Origin of the sequence: Kitasatospora sp. NPDC058965 (assembly GCF_042741245.1) — a bacterium.
GTDB lineage: Bacteria > Actinomycetota > Actinomycetes > Streptomycetales > Streptomycetaceae > Kitasatospora.
Genome location: NZ_JBHYKG010000002.1, coordinates 24,443 through 37,949 on the forward strand (window position 1 = coordinate 24,443; position 13,507 = coordinate 37,949).

Below are 13,507 nucleotides of genomic sequence, written 5' to 3' on the forward strand. Positions count from 1 at the left end.
CGGGCGGCCGGTGGCCGGCGTGCGGGCAACGCGTCGGCCGTGCCCTGGCGCGGGCCGCGTACGGGGGCAGTGGCCCGGTCGCCTCGAAGGTCTTCGTCAGCCACGGTCACCTTCCCTGACCGGCGCACGCGCCGGCCGAGTGGGCGTTCACCGCAGCCCGCACCCGGTTCGCGCCATTGGTGTAGGGGTCGGCCTCGGTGCGAACTCCCGGGCCGCCGTTGCCACCCCGGGCAGCGATCCGCGACCGGAGCTCCTCCACCGACGCCACCCGCCGCTTGAGCAGCCACTCAGCGGCCCGCAGCTGAGCCGCACCGGACTCCTCCACGGCAGCCTCCAGCGCCGCCTCCGCGCTGGAGTACCGGTGCCGCGAGCGCATCACCGTCTGGTACGCGCCCTCGGCCTCCGCCTGGGCCGCCTCCGAGGACGCGAACACCCGCAGCGCAGCCGCCCGGTACTTACCCAGCGCGTGCTGGACCGCCAGCAGCTCCGACGCCCCGCCGATCTGCTCGTCCACCGCCCCGTTCCGGGCCTCCAGACGGGCCTGGCGCAGCTCCACCCGGGTCCGCTCCCACACCTGCCGGAAGCTCCCGTAGCTGCTCAGATCAGCGAACCCGGCCAAGGTCACGCTGATGCACTCGTGCACCCCCTGCCGGATCTCCCGGCCCCGGGCGCACCCCCGGCACAGCCCCGCCGCCTGCCCGGCGCCACAGTCCGCACACGGCACCGCCAGCCGCTCCGCCTCCGCCAGCGCAGCCCTCACCTCCCGCTCCGGACGCTGCGCCTCCCACCGAGCCTGAGCCTCCGCCTCGCGCCGACCGGCATCGACCTGCGCCTCGACCCGCACCAGGGCATGGCTGCGCAGCGCCGCCTCGATCGCGCCCTGGCGGTCCTCGAACGACGCCTGCGGCAGCTGGCCAACGACCTGGCCGATGACGGCGCGCCGGGAGGAGCGCCGATCCTGAATCCGCAGGTCACAGGTAGTGCAGTGCTCACCGGAGTCCAGGCGCACCCCGTTGTCGCAGGCCTGGTGGCGGCACTGCCGCTCCTGCGGCAGACCACGCTCCAGCAACCAGGCGATCGGGTCCCCGACGTACGGGTTCCCCTGGGCCACCTGCCGCTCCCGGCGGAAGGCCAGCCGCTCGGCCAGCACCTCGGGAGCATCATCCTGCCCCGCCCACAACGCCACCGCGTTCAGCGCGAGCCGGACCCGCTTCACGAGGAAACCCCGGGTCGACGCTCCCTCCAGTCGCTGCCACAGGTCCTGAACCGGCACCAGCGCACGCGCCACCGCAGCATCCCGAGGCAGGCCGACAACGCGCGCCGCCCGGCCCCCTCGCTGCTCCTGGTGCTGGTGGTGCTGGACGTCGTGTTGGGGCTTGTCCCCGCGTAGCGGGTCCTCCTCGGCCCCGACGAGCCGCAGCGCGGGCACGCCGGAATCCGCCGCGTCCTCGCGCCCGCCCACGCGCTCCGGCCGACGGTGGGTCACCCCAACGGCGCAAGCGCCGGAATCGCCATCCACTACGTCAGCACAACCACCAACATCAGCAACAAGAGTGTGGTGAGCGTGGAAGTCGGCACCTTCCGAAACCGCCGCACCACCCTCCCCGCCCGGCATTTCCGCAGGTAGAAGCCCCGAAAGGCCATCAGCGGGCGCCGGGAGACGACCAAGATCCCCTTCGGCACTTCCGACGGCCGACGAAGACACCGCAGAGCCCGAACGGTTGGCCTCCTCGTCCGGGCACGACTCAGCAGCGCGCGGCCCAACCAGCCGCACCGCCCGCTTCCCCGACCGGCCGACCGCACCGGAGGCCTGCGCCTTCCCCGCCGACCGCACCGCGGCGTACCGCTCGGCAACCGGCAGCAGCCGAACCCGGCCGGTCGGCACCCCGTCGTCATCCCGCTCCACCTCGACCAGGCCGCCGTCCTGAAAACGCGTCAGCACCCGCCCGGCAGCGACCGGGGAGACCTCCGCCGTCCCACCGCGCAGCAGCAGAGCCAGCGTCGCCGCACCCCGGCCCGCCTCCGGCGCCTTCAGCGAGCCGGCACACAGCCGGACCCAGCCGTTCTCCCGGCACGACAGCACCAGCAGCAGCAACGCGAGCCTGTCAGTCGCCGCCCCATGCCCGCGCCGCTCCTCCCGGGCCAGCAAGCCGGCCGGGATCTCCGCCTTCCCCTTCGGCGCCCACCCGGGACCGAACAGCGCCTCGCACAGGCGCAGCAGCACCGACAGCTCCTTGCGGGTCAACGCGAGCGGGTGCCGCTGGTCGCGGGCACGACGAAGCCGACCCACCGGCTCCAGCACAATCCGCAGCGCCACCGGCTGGCCGTCATCGTCGGTCTCCACCTGGGTCGTGACGACCCCCCGGGCGCGCAACGGCGGAAGGACCTTGTGGCTCACCATCGACACGCTGACACCGAGCCACCGGGCCAGCTCACCCGACCAGATCACGGTCCGGCCCTGCTCCACGCACCCCTTCGCGAGCAGCACCACCGCAGCCAACCGAGCCGCGTCCGGCAGCCCGGCCACCGACTCGTCCGCCAGCAGCGCCCGGACCGCGCCGGCCAGCCGCACGCGCATGCCCTCGCCCAGCAGCAGCGCCTCAGGCGCCTCCTGCTGGGTCGGGACAGCACGAAGCCACCGTCGACCGGCTGCCGGACGCGGCCGGGCAGCAGGAGGACGGGACGACAAGATCGCGTTCGCGCTCACCGGCCGCCCCGAGGGGCCACCGACAGCACAACGCGACGCGCCCGTACGACCGGAGCGGCCGAAAACAGGCGGTTTCGCCGGCATGCAGGCATGCCGGACTGGATTTGGGCAGCACGATGCTGCATCATGGCCGTGCCTTCCTTGATGAGCTCAGGAGGGAACGCAAAGGCCCCTCGCTGGGCTGGAGCGGTTCTGGGAGAACCGATGAAGTACGAGGCGACTGGCCCCTGGCAGGGCGGTCCCTCAACGAGGACGATCTGGGCGCGACACCGGCTGCTAACCGGTCGAGCACCCGGGCGGCGCTACCGCAAGGCCTCCCTGGCAGGAGGAACGAGCGGACAGGGGCGCCGCCCCCGAAGGGCTAGATCATCCCCACCCCCACACGCCGACCACCCGAGGCGGTCACGGCGAACACCCTGCTCCTGACGACGCGGAGCGAGGCGGAACCCGAACGGATCAAGCCCTCAGCACGGGCGATACGCGAACGGGTGACCCCCACCAGGCGGAAACGGCCGCCGAGCAGGGAAGTATCAGACCCGAACGGGCCCGAACCAGCCGGGCGCGGCAGTGAGCCGCGCGACATCGGCCGGCGGCTATTGCGCCGACGGACCTTCCAACAGGTACGCTGAACCACAGCGCACACCTCCTCAAGCTATAGGTGTACCGCTACCGAGCCAGTCGAGCAGCCATCACACCGCTCCTGGCTCACCGGCCCCGGGCAACCGAGTCCGGCGGGATCTTCCACCCGCCGCGGTTGCAGCGGGGCCTTAACTTTTTGGGACCTTCACCGTCCGGCGGGGCTTCCACCTCCCGCCAACCAGTAACGGTCCGCACCTGATCCTAAACCCACGCAAGCCCTCAGCGGCCACGGCATTGCACTACGAACGCACGTGTGTCGGGCTTGACCGTTCATCACACTGCCTGCCGCCGAAAGCGGTAATACAGGGTGAGCGCGGCGTCCGCTCCTCCGCCGGCGGCGGTGGACACCCGCTGTCCGTCCCTGGCGCTCAGATCACCCGCCGTGACGACGCGCGGGTGCTGGCCTTCCGACGGGCAGAAACCGTCCTCGCCAACGGCCAGGCCGGGTAGGGCAGTCGGAACCGTCCCGATGTTGGTGAGCACCGAGTCGGCCTCTACGGCTTCCCGGGTGCCGTCGACTCGGAGGATGTCCACTTCGTAAGGCCCTGTGCCCGAGACCGAGACGGCTTGAACCGGAAGGAGCTGGACCCGCGGGTCCGATCGCACCTCCTCCACTTTGTAGGTGTCTCGCTCCGGATAACAGACCGTCAGTTTTTGGTCAGCGTTCGGATGCGTCCGCAGCCAGGTGCCCAGGGGCCTGTCACCGCCCAAGACGACGGTAAGGGTGCCGAGTTCCGCGGGGGACGCGTCGGTGATGGCGGGGAACGCCTGAGTGCAGGTGATCCACGAGACCTCGGTGGCCTGCGCGGTGTGCACACCGGTGGCAGCGATCAGCAGCTCACCGATCAGGCTGGTGCCGTCCGCGAGGGTCGCACGGACGTGGTCCTCATCGGCCTCGATCCCGGTCACCTTTCCCTGTACGTACGAGCAGTGCCCGTCGAGCCCGGCCAGATGAGCCCCGAGCGCCTGGGCGTAGCTCGGTCCGTCCGTGAAGCCCGGCCAGTTGGCGAGGTTGCCGATCCTCCAAAGCGAGCCACCGGGAGCGGGCGCCGGGTCGATCAGCAGCGAGGTCATGCCGACGCTCGCCGCCGTGGCGGCGGCCAGACAGCCGGCTGGCCCGGCTCCGACGATGAGCAGCTGGGCGTCGAGGCGGTTCACTGGACTGCTCCTTCGGAGAGCATGCGGTGGACGTCGCTGCTGCTGAGCTGGAGGCGGCGGCCGAAGTTGCGGGCGGCCAGCAGGAGGGCGGCCTCGTGGTACTCCTGGCCTCCAGATGAGGCGCAGGCGTCCACCACCATCCATGGGGTGATGCCGTGCTGGTAGGCGTCGGCGGCGGTGTCGTAGACGCACGAGTCGGTGTCGATCCCGCAGAGCAGGACGTCCGTCCACCCCTTCGTCCGAAAGAGCTCCAGGGCGCCCGGAGCTTTGAAGACGCTCGATGTGGTCTTCACGATCTGCTGGGTCGCCGATCGGGCGAGGGGAACGAGCTCGGCAGCCAGCGCCTGTTCCTCGGGGGAACGCAGCTTCGTCCAGCCGCTGATCCGCTCGTACTGGGAGCCCACCGGGTTGTCGAAGGTGGCGACGATCGTCGCGCCGCCCTGACGCTGCCAGGCCTCCACCAGGTGCACGATGGCCGGCACCACGTGCTGGCTCGAATCCCTGACGAACCCAACCTGCACGTCGACGATGACCAGGACGGTCGACTCCAGCCGCAGTGCTGCGGACCCGGTGTTCACGCTGCCTCCTTCAGAGCGGTCCAGGCCTGGTGTAGCCGTTCGGGTAGGTCGCTCGTACCGATGACCGCAGCTCGCATCGCTCGGTGCGGTGCGGTCTCCGTCGGCCTGGCCGACGTCAGTCTGGTGTGGGCCCCGCGCAGCCATCGCCAGCCGAAGGGGTCCGGCATCTCCGGATCGAGGCCGTCCTCGACTCGGCGAAGCAGGTGGGCGGACAGTGCCCACAGAGCTTGGGTGTCGAGCTCCATCGCCACGATGTCGTCGATGGTCAGCGCGCGCTCGTGCGGGTGGGAGTGGTAGGCGACACCAGACCAGCTGGCCAACCCGCGCGACATCCCGCCGCTGAATCCGATGGAATCAGGATCAAGCCACCCCGTGCTAAGGCGCTGCTCCTCGACCCCGAGCGCGAGCGGGTTGGCTTCGTCGGTGCGGTCGACCAGTACGCCCGGCTGAGCGAGGAGCTGGAGTGCGGCATCGAGCACTGCGTCGTCCCACGGATGCTGGTGGAGTTCGTAGACCGACAGCACGTAGTCGGGCAGCGGCACCCCGGAAGCGGATCCGAGCAGGCCGGCCGCGAGGGTCGACACCACCTGCTGGGCCCAGGCGCGGTTCTGCCCGTAGGCCGGGTAGCGCCACAGGGCTAGTTCGGTGACGGACTTCAGGCGCAGCTGCTGGCGTACGTGGAGGACGGCGATGCCGAAGTCGTAAATGTGCAGGCTCCCGTCCCGACCCTCGCTGGTAGGAAGCTTCAGCGAGCGCCTGTCAAGGGCAGCCGGACCAGCTGGACCAGGAGAGCCAGAGCCGAAGAGGGCGCTCGTCAGCGGACCGAGGAACAGAGGGATGAACTGGTGGGATGTCAGCGAGATGTGCCCAGTGGACTTGACGGGCCGTCCAACCACTTCAGTGTCGGCGCCAGCCTGCTCCAGGAGCTCTCTGAAGGCGTTGAGCTCCGCGGGGTTCATCAGCTGGGTCGCCCGATCGAACAGCTGCGCAGTGCTAGAGCTGCACACCCATGTCTCCCCTCCGGTACGCCAGTTGCTCACCGAGTTCCGCGAGACGCCGAGGTGCGCGGCCAGTTCCCGGTCGGACATCCGTAGAGCCTGCTGAAGGCAGCTGGCCTCGCGCCCGGTCCAGTTCTCGATGCGGATGCCCACCATTCCACTCCCTCCCCGAGTTGCAACGATGAGTGTGCCGTGATTGGGCCACCGTTGGGCCAGTATTGGGCCACCGCTGGGCCAGTTGCTTCTCCCGCTGCGCCCGAACTGCTCGCCATGCTTGATCCGCAGCGGCCGCTCGGTCGTGACGACTCGGGAGGCAGCATGGTCAAGCGTGGGGTGGGCGGCTCGGCTTTAGAGCAGCCGTTGGTAGTCGAGGCCGTCGTAGACGAAGTCGGTCCGGTCGGGGACCGCCGAGATCTGGAGGAGTTCCAAGGGCTTTCCGGACTGGTCGACGAGCAACCGCTCCGCCCTGGCCACCCAGCCGCCGGCAGGGATCTTCAAGGTGGCAACTTCGGCCTCGGTTGCGAGGCGGAAGCCGACTCGTTCATCGGCGGGGCCGATCGGGTATTGCGCTGCCAGCGCGGGCAGCGTGCCACCCACCACCTTGCCCGCCTGATCCAGGCCGCTTCGGCGAGCTACGTCGGCGGGGTACCAGGCCTGCTGAATCTGGAGGATCTCGCCGTCGAGCTTGGCGTGTCGGGTTCGCACCGTCACTCGGTACTGATCGTCTTCGGAGAGCGCGAGCTTCTCCGCGATGCTCACAGGCGCTTCCGAGGTGGAAACGCTGACGAAGACCATCTCGCCCTCAAGGCCCTGAGCTCGGGTGGCGGCCTCCCACGGGCCGAGCCCGTCAGCACCGCTAGCCCGCGAGTAGCGGCTCAACGGGATGCTGATGACGCGTCGGTCCCGCACGAAGCACCCCCTGCCGTGAATCACCTGGACGTACCCCTGGCTCTCAAGCAGGCGGTACGCCTCTCGCACGGTGCCGGTAGAGGTCCAGCCCTCCGCCTTCAGCTCCATGTAGTTGGGCAGCTGGTCTCCAACCGCGTAGCGCCGGTCGTCGATCTCGCGCTTGATCTGCTCTGCGAGTTCCTGCGAGCGCTTCGGCGCCATCTCCCGGCTTCCCTCCTACATAGGCACGTGTGTGCCGTAACAGTGAACCACATCCCTTTGCACTTCGGAACTCGTGCTCAAAACGCTGAGAGTGTCGGAACACTCTTGACTCTGACTTGCCGTCATGCGATGGTTGTCACGTCGCCAAGCGGAACGGGCTCGCACCCTGAACGCCGCTGGTGGCAGACCAGTTCGCTGTGTCGGGACCGGGATTCGCACCCCGGAAACGGCACTGCGGGCCCAGGATTCGCAGTCCTGGACCCGCAGCTGGTGCGGTTCGCAGCCGCACCGGTGGCGCTCGACCTCACTACAGATGAGGGAGTTACTCGCCGTGAGCATCATGCCGCAGGGCGACCTGTCCGCCTACACCAACCCCATCAACACCCCCTCGGCCGTCGCGCCGGTGCTGACGATCCGCACCGAGCTGGCCGCCAGCCGGGGCTCCGCCCCGACCCGCGTGGACGACCAGTCCGCGACGGCAGCCGCCGGGACCGGCCTCGCCGACATCGTGACGTTCCTGGACGCCGCGATCGCGGTCGGGGCCACCGGCACCGTGGACCTGGGAGCCGTCTCCATGGACGTCTCCGAGTCCATCGCCTGGGCCCTGAAGACCGAGGACGTCAGCCTCACGGGTGACCTCGCCACCATCACCAAGGCCTACCGGGCCGGCCGGTTCGCCGTGCGCGTCCGGGTCGAGCTCGACGGGCAGGTGGCGGCATGAGCGCGCAGCCCACTCCCCAGGCGCAGCCGGCCGGTGGTGGCCAGCAGCAGTCGTCGCCGCCGCCCGCGCAGACCGCGTCGGAGTTCACCCAGTCCTGCCTGGCTCACCAGGCTCGGGTGGCTGAGGCGGCCGCGGCGTTGGTGGGGTCGCGGTGAGCGGGCGGCGCCCGATCGCCTTCGGGAAGATCCAGCGCGGTGCCGCCAGTGGGCTGGAGGTCGCGGGTGACCGCGTCGATGCCCTTGGGGAGCCGAAGCCCCGTTCGAAGGGCGACCGGGCGGCTCGGGCCCGGGGTGTGAAGGTGCCCCCGGTCGAGATCCGTCAGTTCTGAACCCTCCTTGAGCAGTTGCTCTAGCTTCTGCCCTTCCTCCGTGAGCCGCCGTCCTGGCGGGCACGGGGGTTGGGGACCTGGCTAGGACCTTGCTCCGCCATCACGTAGTCACTCCAAGTGGCTGTTCGATGGCTCGCCGTGAGGCGAATCCAAGGCTCGGAGGCAGCCCCGGAAGGGCTGAATCCGTGAGCGCCTGGACCTTGAGAACTCAACAGCGTGTCATGAGCATTGCGGAACCGCCGCGAAAGCGGAGGCCACAGCCGGCGCGGATTGCCCCCTTCGGGGAGTAGAGCCACGCAGGCCACGCCGCAGCTGACCCCCTTCGTGCTGGCAGGCACGGCGCCCTCGGGCGCGGGGGCACAGCGGGTTCCGAACATGAGGGCGAGATGTGACAGATCGCCCCCCAAGACGGCAGGGGATGCCGTCGGCGGCGCGGAGCCCGGCTCCGTCGCATCTGCCAGCGGTCCGGCTCTGGAGAACACGCCCTTCCGGCGTGCCACCCGCACCGCGCGTTGTCGCCCCGTCGTAGGTGAGCAGGCGGTTCTGATGCCCACCCGGTCGCCGGCCCCGACAGGCCGGACAGCCCCGCCCTCCCGGCGGGCGCGCCCAGCCGCCACGACCGCGTGGCAGCCGGGCGCAGCAACCGTGCAGCCCCGTCGCTGCCCTGACCCACCGGCACCTGCCCGCGCTCAACGGCGCGGCCCGCAGGTTCCGGTGGTGATGGGGAGCTCCGGGACCGACCCGGTCCCCTCCCCCTAGATCGACCAGGAGGCCCCGTGGCCCGCAAGCGAGCGCCCGAGCCCAAGATCCGTCCCAGCCGCCGCACGAACAAGGGCAGCGGCGGCACCGACCCCGAGAAGCGGACCAGCACCGAGAAGAGGCTGGTCCCCGAGCACAGCCCGTTCCAGAACGGCCCGCGGTACGTCTGCCGCTCGGGCCGCTACCCCGACGGCACCCTGGCCTGGCCGCCCCTTCCGGAGCCGACCCGGCTGCCGGCGCCGACCACCCCGCTCAACCCCTGGCCGCCCGTCCGTCGCCAGGACGACCGGCGCATCGCGGCCTGACCGGCCTGCCGGACCGCTCGACCCCCACCCGATCCTGACCAACAACCAATGCAGAGAGGGGAGTTCGCCATGGATTGGCGACACCGCGCGACGTGTCGAGAAGAGGACCCGGAGCTTTTCTTCCCGATCGGGAACACCGGCCCGGCGCTGCTCCAGGTCGAGGAGGCCAAGGCCGTGTGCAGGCGCTGTCCCGTCATGGAGCAGTGCCTCCGGTGGGCCCTGGAGACCGGCCAGGACGCCGGCGTCTGGGGCGGGATGAGCGAGGACGAGCGCCGGGCGATGAAGCGCCGGGCCGCCCGCAACCGCGCCCGCACCGCCTGACCGACCACCCGCCAACCGAGAGGAACCCACCCGTGCCCGTCCCCCAGTGGCTCCAGGACCACATGGCCGTCAATGACCCGATGGCCGACCTGAACCGGCTCGGCCAGTGGCTCGACGACGCTGAGAACCGCGTCGCCTGGCACACCAACCGCACCGAGCGCGAGAGCGCCCAGTGCGAGGCCGAGGCCAAGCTGCGCACCCGCCGACGCCTCACCGTCGGCCAGACCGTGATCCTCAACGGCGAGGCCAAGGACGCCAAGGCCCGCCACCAGCTCGCGGAGCTCGCCTTGGAGCTCGCCGAGTCGATCCGGCTGCGGACCGCGATGACGCTGCGCAGCGCGGCCTCCGAGCTCATCACCGATGACGCGGAGCGCGAGCTGGCCAAGGCGATCGGTGCCGGCACCCGCACGATCATGGCGCTGCTGACCGACGCGGACTTCCGGTACCCGTTCGAGGCTCACCAGACCGCCACCGCGGTCCTGGAGGAGCTCACCAACTCCTACTGCGCCCGCACCGCCAGCCGCGATACCCACTCCCTGGAGGCCTGGGCCAAGGCGGTGAACGCGGCGGTCGAGATCCTGAGCGCCGCCCCCACGATCCGGCCTTGACCAGCTGCTCCGATCTGCCGGTTGCCTGATCCGCCCGCCGCTGCCCTCCCCGAAGGGGGAGGCGTCGGGCGGTGACGGGGAGCCGGAAAGCCCGGCCGCTGACCCCCGGAGGCAGCGATGCCCGCACCGACCGCGCTCGTTCTCCTGGCCGTGCTGCTGCTGATCGCCGCGGCGGCACGGCTCCTGATGCGGCGCCACGAGCCCGAGCCCGACGTCTACGAGCTTGAAGCCCGGCTCGGCCCGGCCGACTCCGCCGAGCCGGACGACGTCTTCGAGCCGATCTACCTGCCCAGCACGCCCTCAGCCGACCGGGCCGAGGAGGCTCGGGCGCTCCAGGTCGAGGCGGACGCCGCCGAAGCCCGCCTGGCGGTTCTGCTCCGCAACCTGGACCAGCTGCTCGGCACCGACAGCACCACCACCTCCCAGCGAGCCCCCGTCAGGGTGCCCGCCACCGCTTCCGCCCGGAAGGAGCCGACGGCGTCGTGACCGTCCCCACCATCGAGAAGGCGAACGGCCAGACCCTGCCCCGCCTCCTGCCCACCCAGCCGATCCCGACGGGCGAGCCCCCGCTCGACCTGCTCGACGAACCCCTGTACGACCCCGACGGCGACCAGCCGGAGGCCGAGGACGCCCAGCCCCACACGGGCCGGCTCGTGACCTCCCTGGCCCGGGCCGCCGTGGCCATGGGCTCGGTCGTCGCCGGCATCGGCTTCACCGGCTCGTACGGCACCCTGCGCGACCTGGCCCTGCGCAAGCACTTCGGGCTCTTCTCCTACGCCTTCCCCATCGGCATCGACGCCGGCATCGTCGCCCTCCAGGCCATCGACCTCTACCTGGTCCACAAGAGGGTGCGGTTCCCGCTGCTGCGCTGGTTCGCCCTGGGCCTGACCCTGGCGACCATCGCCTTCAACGCGGCGGCGTCCGGCCCGATCGCCAGGGACCCGCTCGCGGCCGCGATGCACGGCGTCATCCCGTTCCTCTACATCGCCTCCGTCGAGGCGGCCCGGCACTACATCGGCCGCCGCAACAAGCTGCTCCACGGGGCGGCCGACCTCGGGGCGCCGCCGTTCAAGCGGTGGCTCCTGTCGCCCTTCAACACCGCCCGCCGCTCGCGCGAGATGGTGCTGTGGAACAAGCCGTACGCCCTCGTGGTGGCGATGGCCCACGAGCTCCAGGTCTACGAGGAGCGGCTGCGCCAGGAGCACGGGCCCGACTGGGAGAAGAAGGCGACGCCGGAGCAGCTGCTGCCCTTCAAGATGGCGAAGGCGGGCTTCAGCGTCGAGGAGTCCCTGGCGATCCCGTTCGAGGAGGAGCTCAAGACCCTGGCCCGGACCGGCCGGATGGCCCTTCAACGGGCAGAGGCCAAGATTCAACAGATCCAGGCCGATCTTCAAATCCGCGAGGCGGGCCTTCAAGCGCAGACCGACGAGATGCGCGCGCAGGGCCGGTTGCAGCTGGCCGAGGTCCAGACGAAGGCCGAGATCGACAACGAGCTTCAACTCCAGACGATCGACCTTCAGAAGAAGGTGGCGGAGCGTCAAGCCGAGCTTCAGCGCCTTCAAGACCAGGCAGCCGCCGAGATCGACGCCATCAACGACGCGACCGCCCAGCGTCGCTTCGAGGCCGACCTGGAGCGTAAGAACCAGCAGCTCAAGGCCGAGATGGCGAACAAGAGCCTGGAGGCTGAGGCGGCCGAACTGAGCCGGAAGTTCGAGCTTGAAGCCGCCGCCCACGCGGTCCGCCTCAAGGAGCTGGGCCGGCTGGCCGACTCGGAGGAGCTGCTGACGGCCAAGAAGAACGAGCAGGCCGCCGCTGAAGCCGGTCTCAGGGCGGTTGAAGCCCGCAACGCTGCCGCTGAAGGTGCCGTCACGGCCGGGCAGAACGAGCGCGACGCCGCCAGGATCGAGGCGGAGACGGCCGCACTGCGCGCCCAGACGGCCCAGGACACCGAGCGGGCCCTTGAAACCGAGCGGCGCGCCGTTGAAGGCCGTGCGCGGGTGGCGGAGGCCGGTGCCCGGGCCCGCCTGGGCCAGGTCGACTTCGACGTGCTGCGGATCATGGCCCTGTTCGCGGCCGCCGACGACGAGTCCACGGTCACCGTCGACCTGATCGCCCGCCAGCTCGGATGCTCGGCCGGCACGGCCTCCACCCGCCGGGCCCTGGCCAAGGAGCACCTGGAGGAGCCCTCCAGTGCCCTGTACCAGCTGTTCCGGGCCGCTTACCCCGACCCGGAACAGGACGGGCCCGCAGCGGCCTGAGAAGCCCCTGCACGACCGGATCCCGGCCTCTCCGCCGGCCACCAGGACGCGAACGGCGCCCTGGTGACCGGCGAAGGCGCTGCGGCGCCGAGCACCACCCACGACCCGGCCGCCCGGCCGGAGCCCGGGTCGCCCAAGAAACCCCAGGTCACGGCCCAGCCGAGACCCGCGCACCTTCCCCGGAGGACCCCATGACCACCAACGAGAGCCGCGAGTCCATGCGGGCCGTGGCCCGCAGCCCTGAAGCCTTCGCCGGCTACCTCGCCAACATCCAGGCCCACCTGGTGGGGCTGCGGTCCACGCTCGTGCTGCTCGCCCACGAGACGCAGACCGAGTTGCGAGCGACCGAAGTCGGGGGCGACTGGTTCTTCCACCCCTGGCTGCGGGCACGACCGGTGGAGAAGCAGCTGAACGCGATCGTCAGTGCGCTGGAGGCCGCCGTAGCGGCCACGGAAAAGGCCGCAATCCGGCGCGTCACCCACGACCAGAAGGTGGCGGCTCTCCCCGGACAGCGGGCCGCGAAAGCCCTGGAAAAGGCGAACAGGCGGATTCCGAAGAGCGCGCCCGTCAACAATTCGCCGCAGCAGGTTCCCCCGCCCGCGAAAACCAGTTACGCTGAACCCCGGTCGATTCACGACCTCAGCGAGCTGCGTAACGGTGGAAGGCGGTCGGCTTGAACCGGCCGCAGACCGCCGTCGAACGGCGCCAGGCGAACCAGCAGAGTTTCTACGTCGCGGGCGAGGCCCAGGCTGTCGAGAAACGCGGCGACCACAAAGGAACCGCCGAGAACTGGCTGCGGATCACGCGCAAATGGGTGGCGCAGGAAGCCGCCAAAAATTCCGACGTCTGGCTGGGCTGGGCGATGGTGTGCCGGCTGTTCCTGACCGCGTTGCAGCGGCGGGCGGCGGGCGAGCCGCGGACCTGGGACGACCTCCAGGACTACGCGGCCACGGTCACCAAGCAGTTCCCCCCGACGTGACCAACCGTCACCACGAGAGCCCCGCCGGCCGCCGGCGG

The 13,507-nt window shown here is 70.7% G+C and carries 13 protein-coding genes; 8 read left to right on the forward strand and 5 right to left on the reverse strand.

Features of this window, described 5'->3' with window-relative positions; genetic code table 11:
• Window positions 1-106: 106 nt before the first annotated feature.
• The 5 genes from ACFW1A_RS00680 to ACFW1A_RS00700 form a co-directional block, all read right to left on the reverse strand.
• Window positions 107-2,707: a hypothetical protein gene (locus ACFW1A_RS00680; RefSeq protein WP_380401681.1), complete on the reverse strand. Its 2,601-nt coding sequence runs from the start codon at window positions 2,705-2,707 to the stop codon at window positions 107-109.
• 912 nt (window positions 2,708-3,619) lie between these two features.
• Entirely contained in the window at window positions 3,620-4,504 is an 885-nt protein-coding gene (locus tag ACFW1A_RS00685) for an NAD(P)-binding protein (protein WP_380401684.1), read from the reverse strand.
• The gene (locus tag ACFW1A_RS00690) at window positions 4,501-5,082 is read right to left on the reverse strand and encodes an isochorismatase family cysteine hydrolase (RefSeq protein WP_380401687.1); all 582 of its coding nucleotides are present in this window, start codon (window positions 5,080-5,082) and stop codon (window positions 4,501-4,503) included. Before ACFW1A_RS00690 ends, ACFW1A_RS00685 begins: the two co-directional genes overlap by 4 nt.
• The gene (locus tag ACFW1A_RS00695; protein ID WP_380401690.1) at window positions 5,079-6,233 is read right to left on the reverse strand and encodes an XRE family transcriptional regulator; all 1,155 of its coding nucleotides are present in this window, start codon (window positions 6,231-6,233) and stop codon (window positions 5,079-5,081) included. Before ACFW1A_RS00695 ends, ACFW1A_RS00690 begins: the two co-directional genes overlap by 4 nt.
• A 195-nt stretch (window positions 6,234-6,428) precedes the next feature.
• Window positions 6,429-7,190: a GntR family transcriptional regulator gene (locus ACFW1A_RS00700; RefSeq protein ID WP_380401693.1), complete on the reverse strand. Its 762-nt coding sequence runs from the start codon at window positions 7,188-7,190 to the stop codon at window positions 6,429-6,431.
• 331 nt (window positions 7,191-7,521) lie between these two features.
• Between ACFW1A_RS00700 and ACFW1A_RS00705 the strand changes: the two genes are divergently transcribed.
• From ACFW1A_RS00705 to ACFW1A_RS00740, 8 genes are all read left to right on the forward strand, one after another.
• The gene (locus tag ACFW1A_RS00705) at window positions 7,522-7,911 is read left to right on the forward strand and encodes a hypothetical protein (protein WP_380401696.1); all 390 of its coding nucleotides are present in this window, start codon (window positions 7,522-7,524) and stop codon (window positions 7,909-7,911) included.
• Between the two features lie 1,104 nt (window positions 7,912-9,015).
• Window positions 9,016-9,303, forward strand: a complete 288-nt coding sequence (locus ACFW1A_RS00710; protein ID WP_380401699.1) for a hypothetical protein — start codon at window positions 9,016-9,018, stop codon at window positions 9,301-9,303.
• 69 nt (window positions 9,304-9,372) lie between these two features.
• Window positions 9,373-9,624, forward strand: a complete 252-nt coding sequence (locus tag ACFW1A_RS00715) for a WhiB family transcriptional regulator (RefSeq protein ID WP_380401702.1) — start codon at window positions 9,373-9,375, stop codon at window positions 9,622-9,624.
• Window positions 9,625-9,656: 32 nt separating this feature from the next.
• Window positions 9,657-10,232, forward strand: coding sequence for a hypothetical protein (locus ACFW1A_RS00720; protein ID WP_380401705.1), 576 nt, complete (start codon window positions 9,657-9,659; stop codon window positions 10,230-10,232).
• Between the two features lie 117 nt (window positions 10,233-10,349).
• Entirely contained in the window at window positions 10,350-10,718 is a 369-nt protein-coding gene (locus ACFW1A_RS00725) for a hypothetical protein (RefSeq protein WP_380401708.1), read from the forward strand.
• Window positions 10,715-12,490 carry a DUF2637 domain-containing protein gene (locus tag ACFW1A_RS00730; RefSeq protein ID WP_380401711.1) on the forward strand — a complete coding sequence of 592 codons (1,776 nt, stop codon included), beginning with the start codon at window positions 10,715-10,717 and terminating at the stop codon, window positions 12,488-12,490. The genes ACFW1A_RS00725 and ACFW1A_RS00730 overlap by 4 nt, the downstream gene beginning before the upstream one ends.
• A gap of 191 nt (window positions 12,491-12,681) precedes the next feature.
• A complete protein-coding gene (locus ACFW1A_RS00735) occupies window positions 12,682-13,167 on the forward strand; it encodes a hypothetical protein (protein ID WP_380401713.1) in 486 nt (161 codons plus the stop codon).
• The gene (locus ACFW1A_RS00740) at window positions 13,164-13,469 is read left to right on the forward strand and encodes a hypothetical protein (RefSeq protein ID WP_380401716.1); all 306 of its coding nucleotides are present in this window, start codon (window positions 13,164-13,166) and stop codon (window positions 13,467-13,469) included. Before ACFW1A_RS00735 ends, ACFW1A_RS00740 begins: the two co-directional genes overlap by 4 nt.
• Window positions 13,470-13,507: the final 38 nt, after the last annotated feature.

Excerpts from the sequence above, each read along its gene's own strand:
- ACFW1A_RS00700 (WP_380401693.1), bottom strand. The coding sequence starts at position 7,190 with ATGGCGCCGAAGCGCTCGCAGGAACTCGCAGAGCAGATCAAGCGCGAG.
- ACFW1A_RS00715 (WP_380401702.1), top strand. The coding sequence starts at position 9,373 with ATGGATTGGCGACACCGCGCGACGTGTCGAGAAGAGGACCCGGAGCTT.
- ACFW1A_RS00725 (WP_380401708.1), top strand. The coding sequence starts at position 10,350 with ATGCCCGCACCGACCGCGCTCGTTCTCCTGGCCGTGCTGCTGCTGATC.
- ACFW1A_RS00735 (WP_380401713.1), top strand. The coding sequence starts at position 12,682 with ATGACCACCAACGAGAGCCGCGAGTCCATGCGGGCCGTGGCCCGCAGC.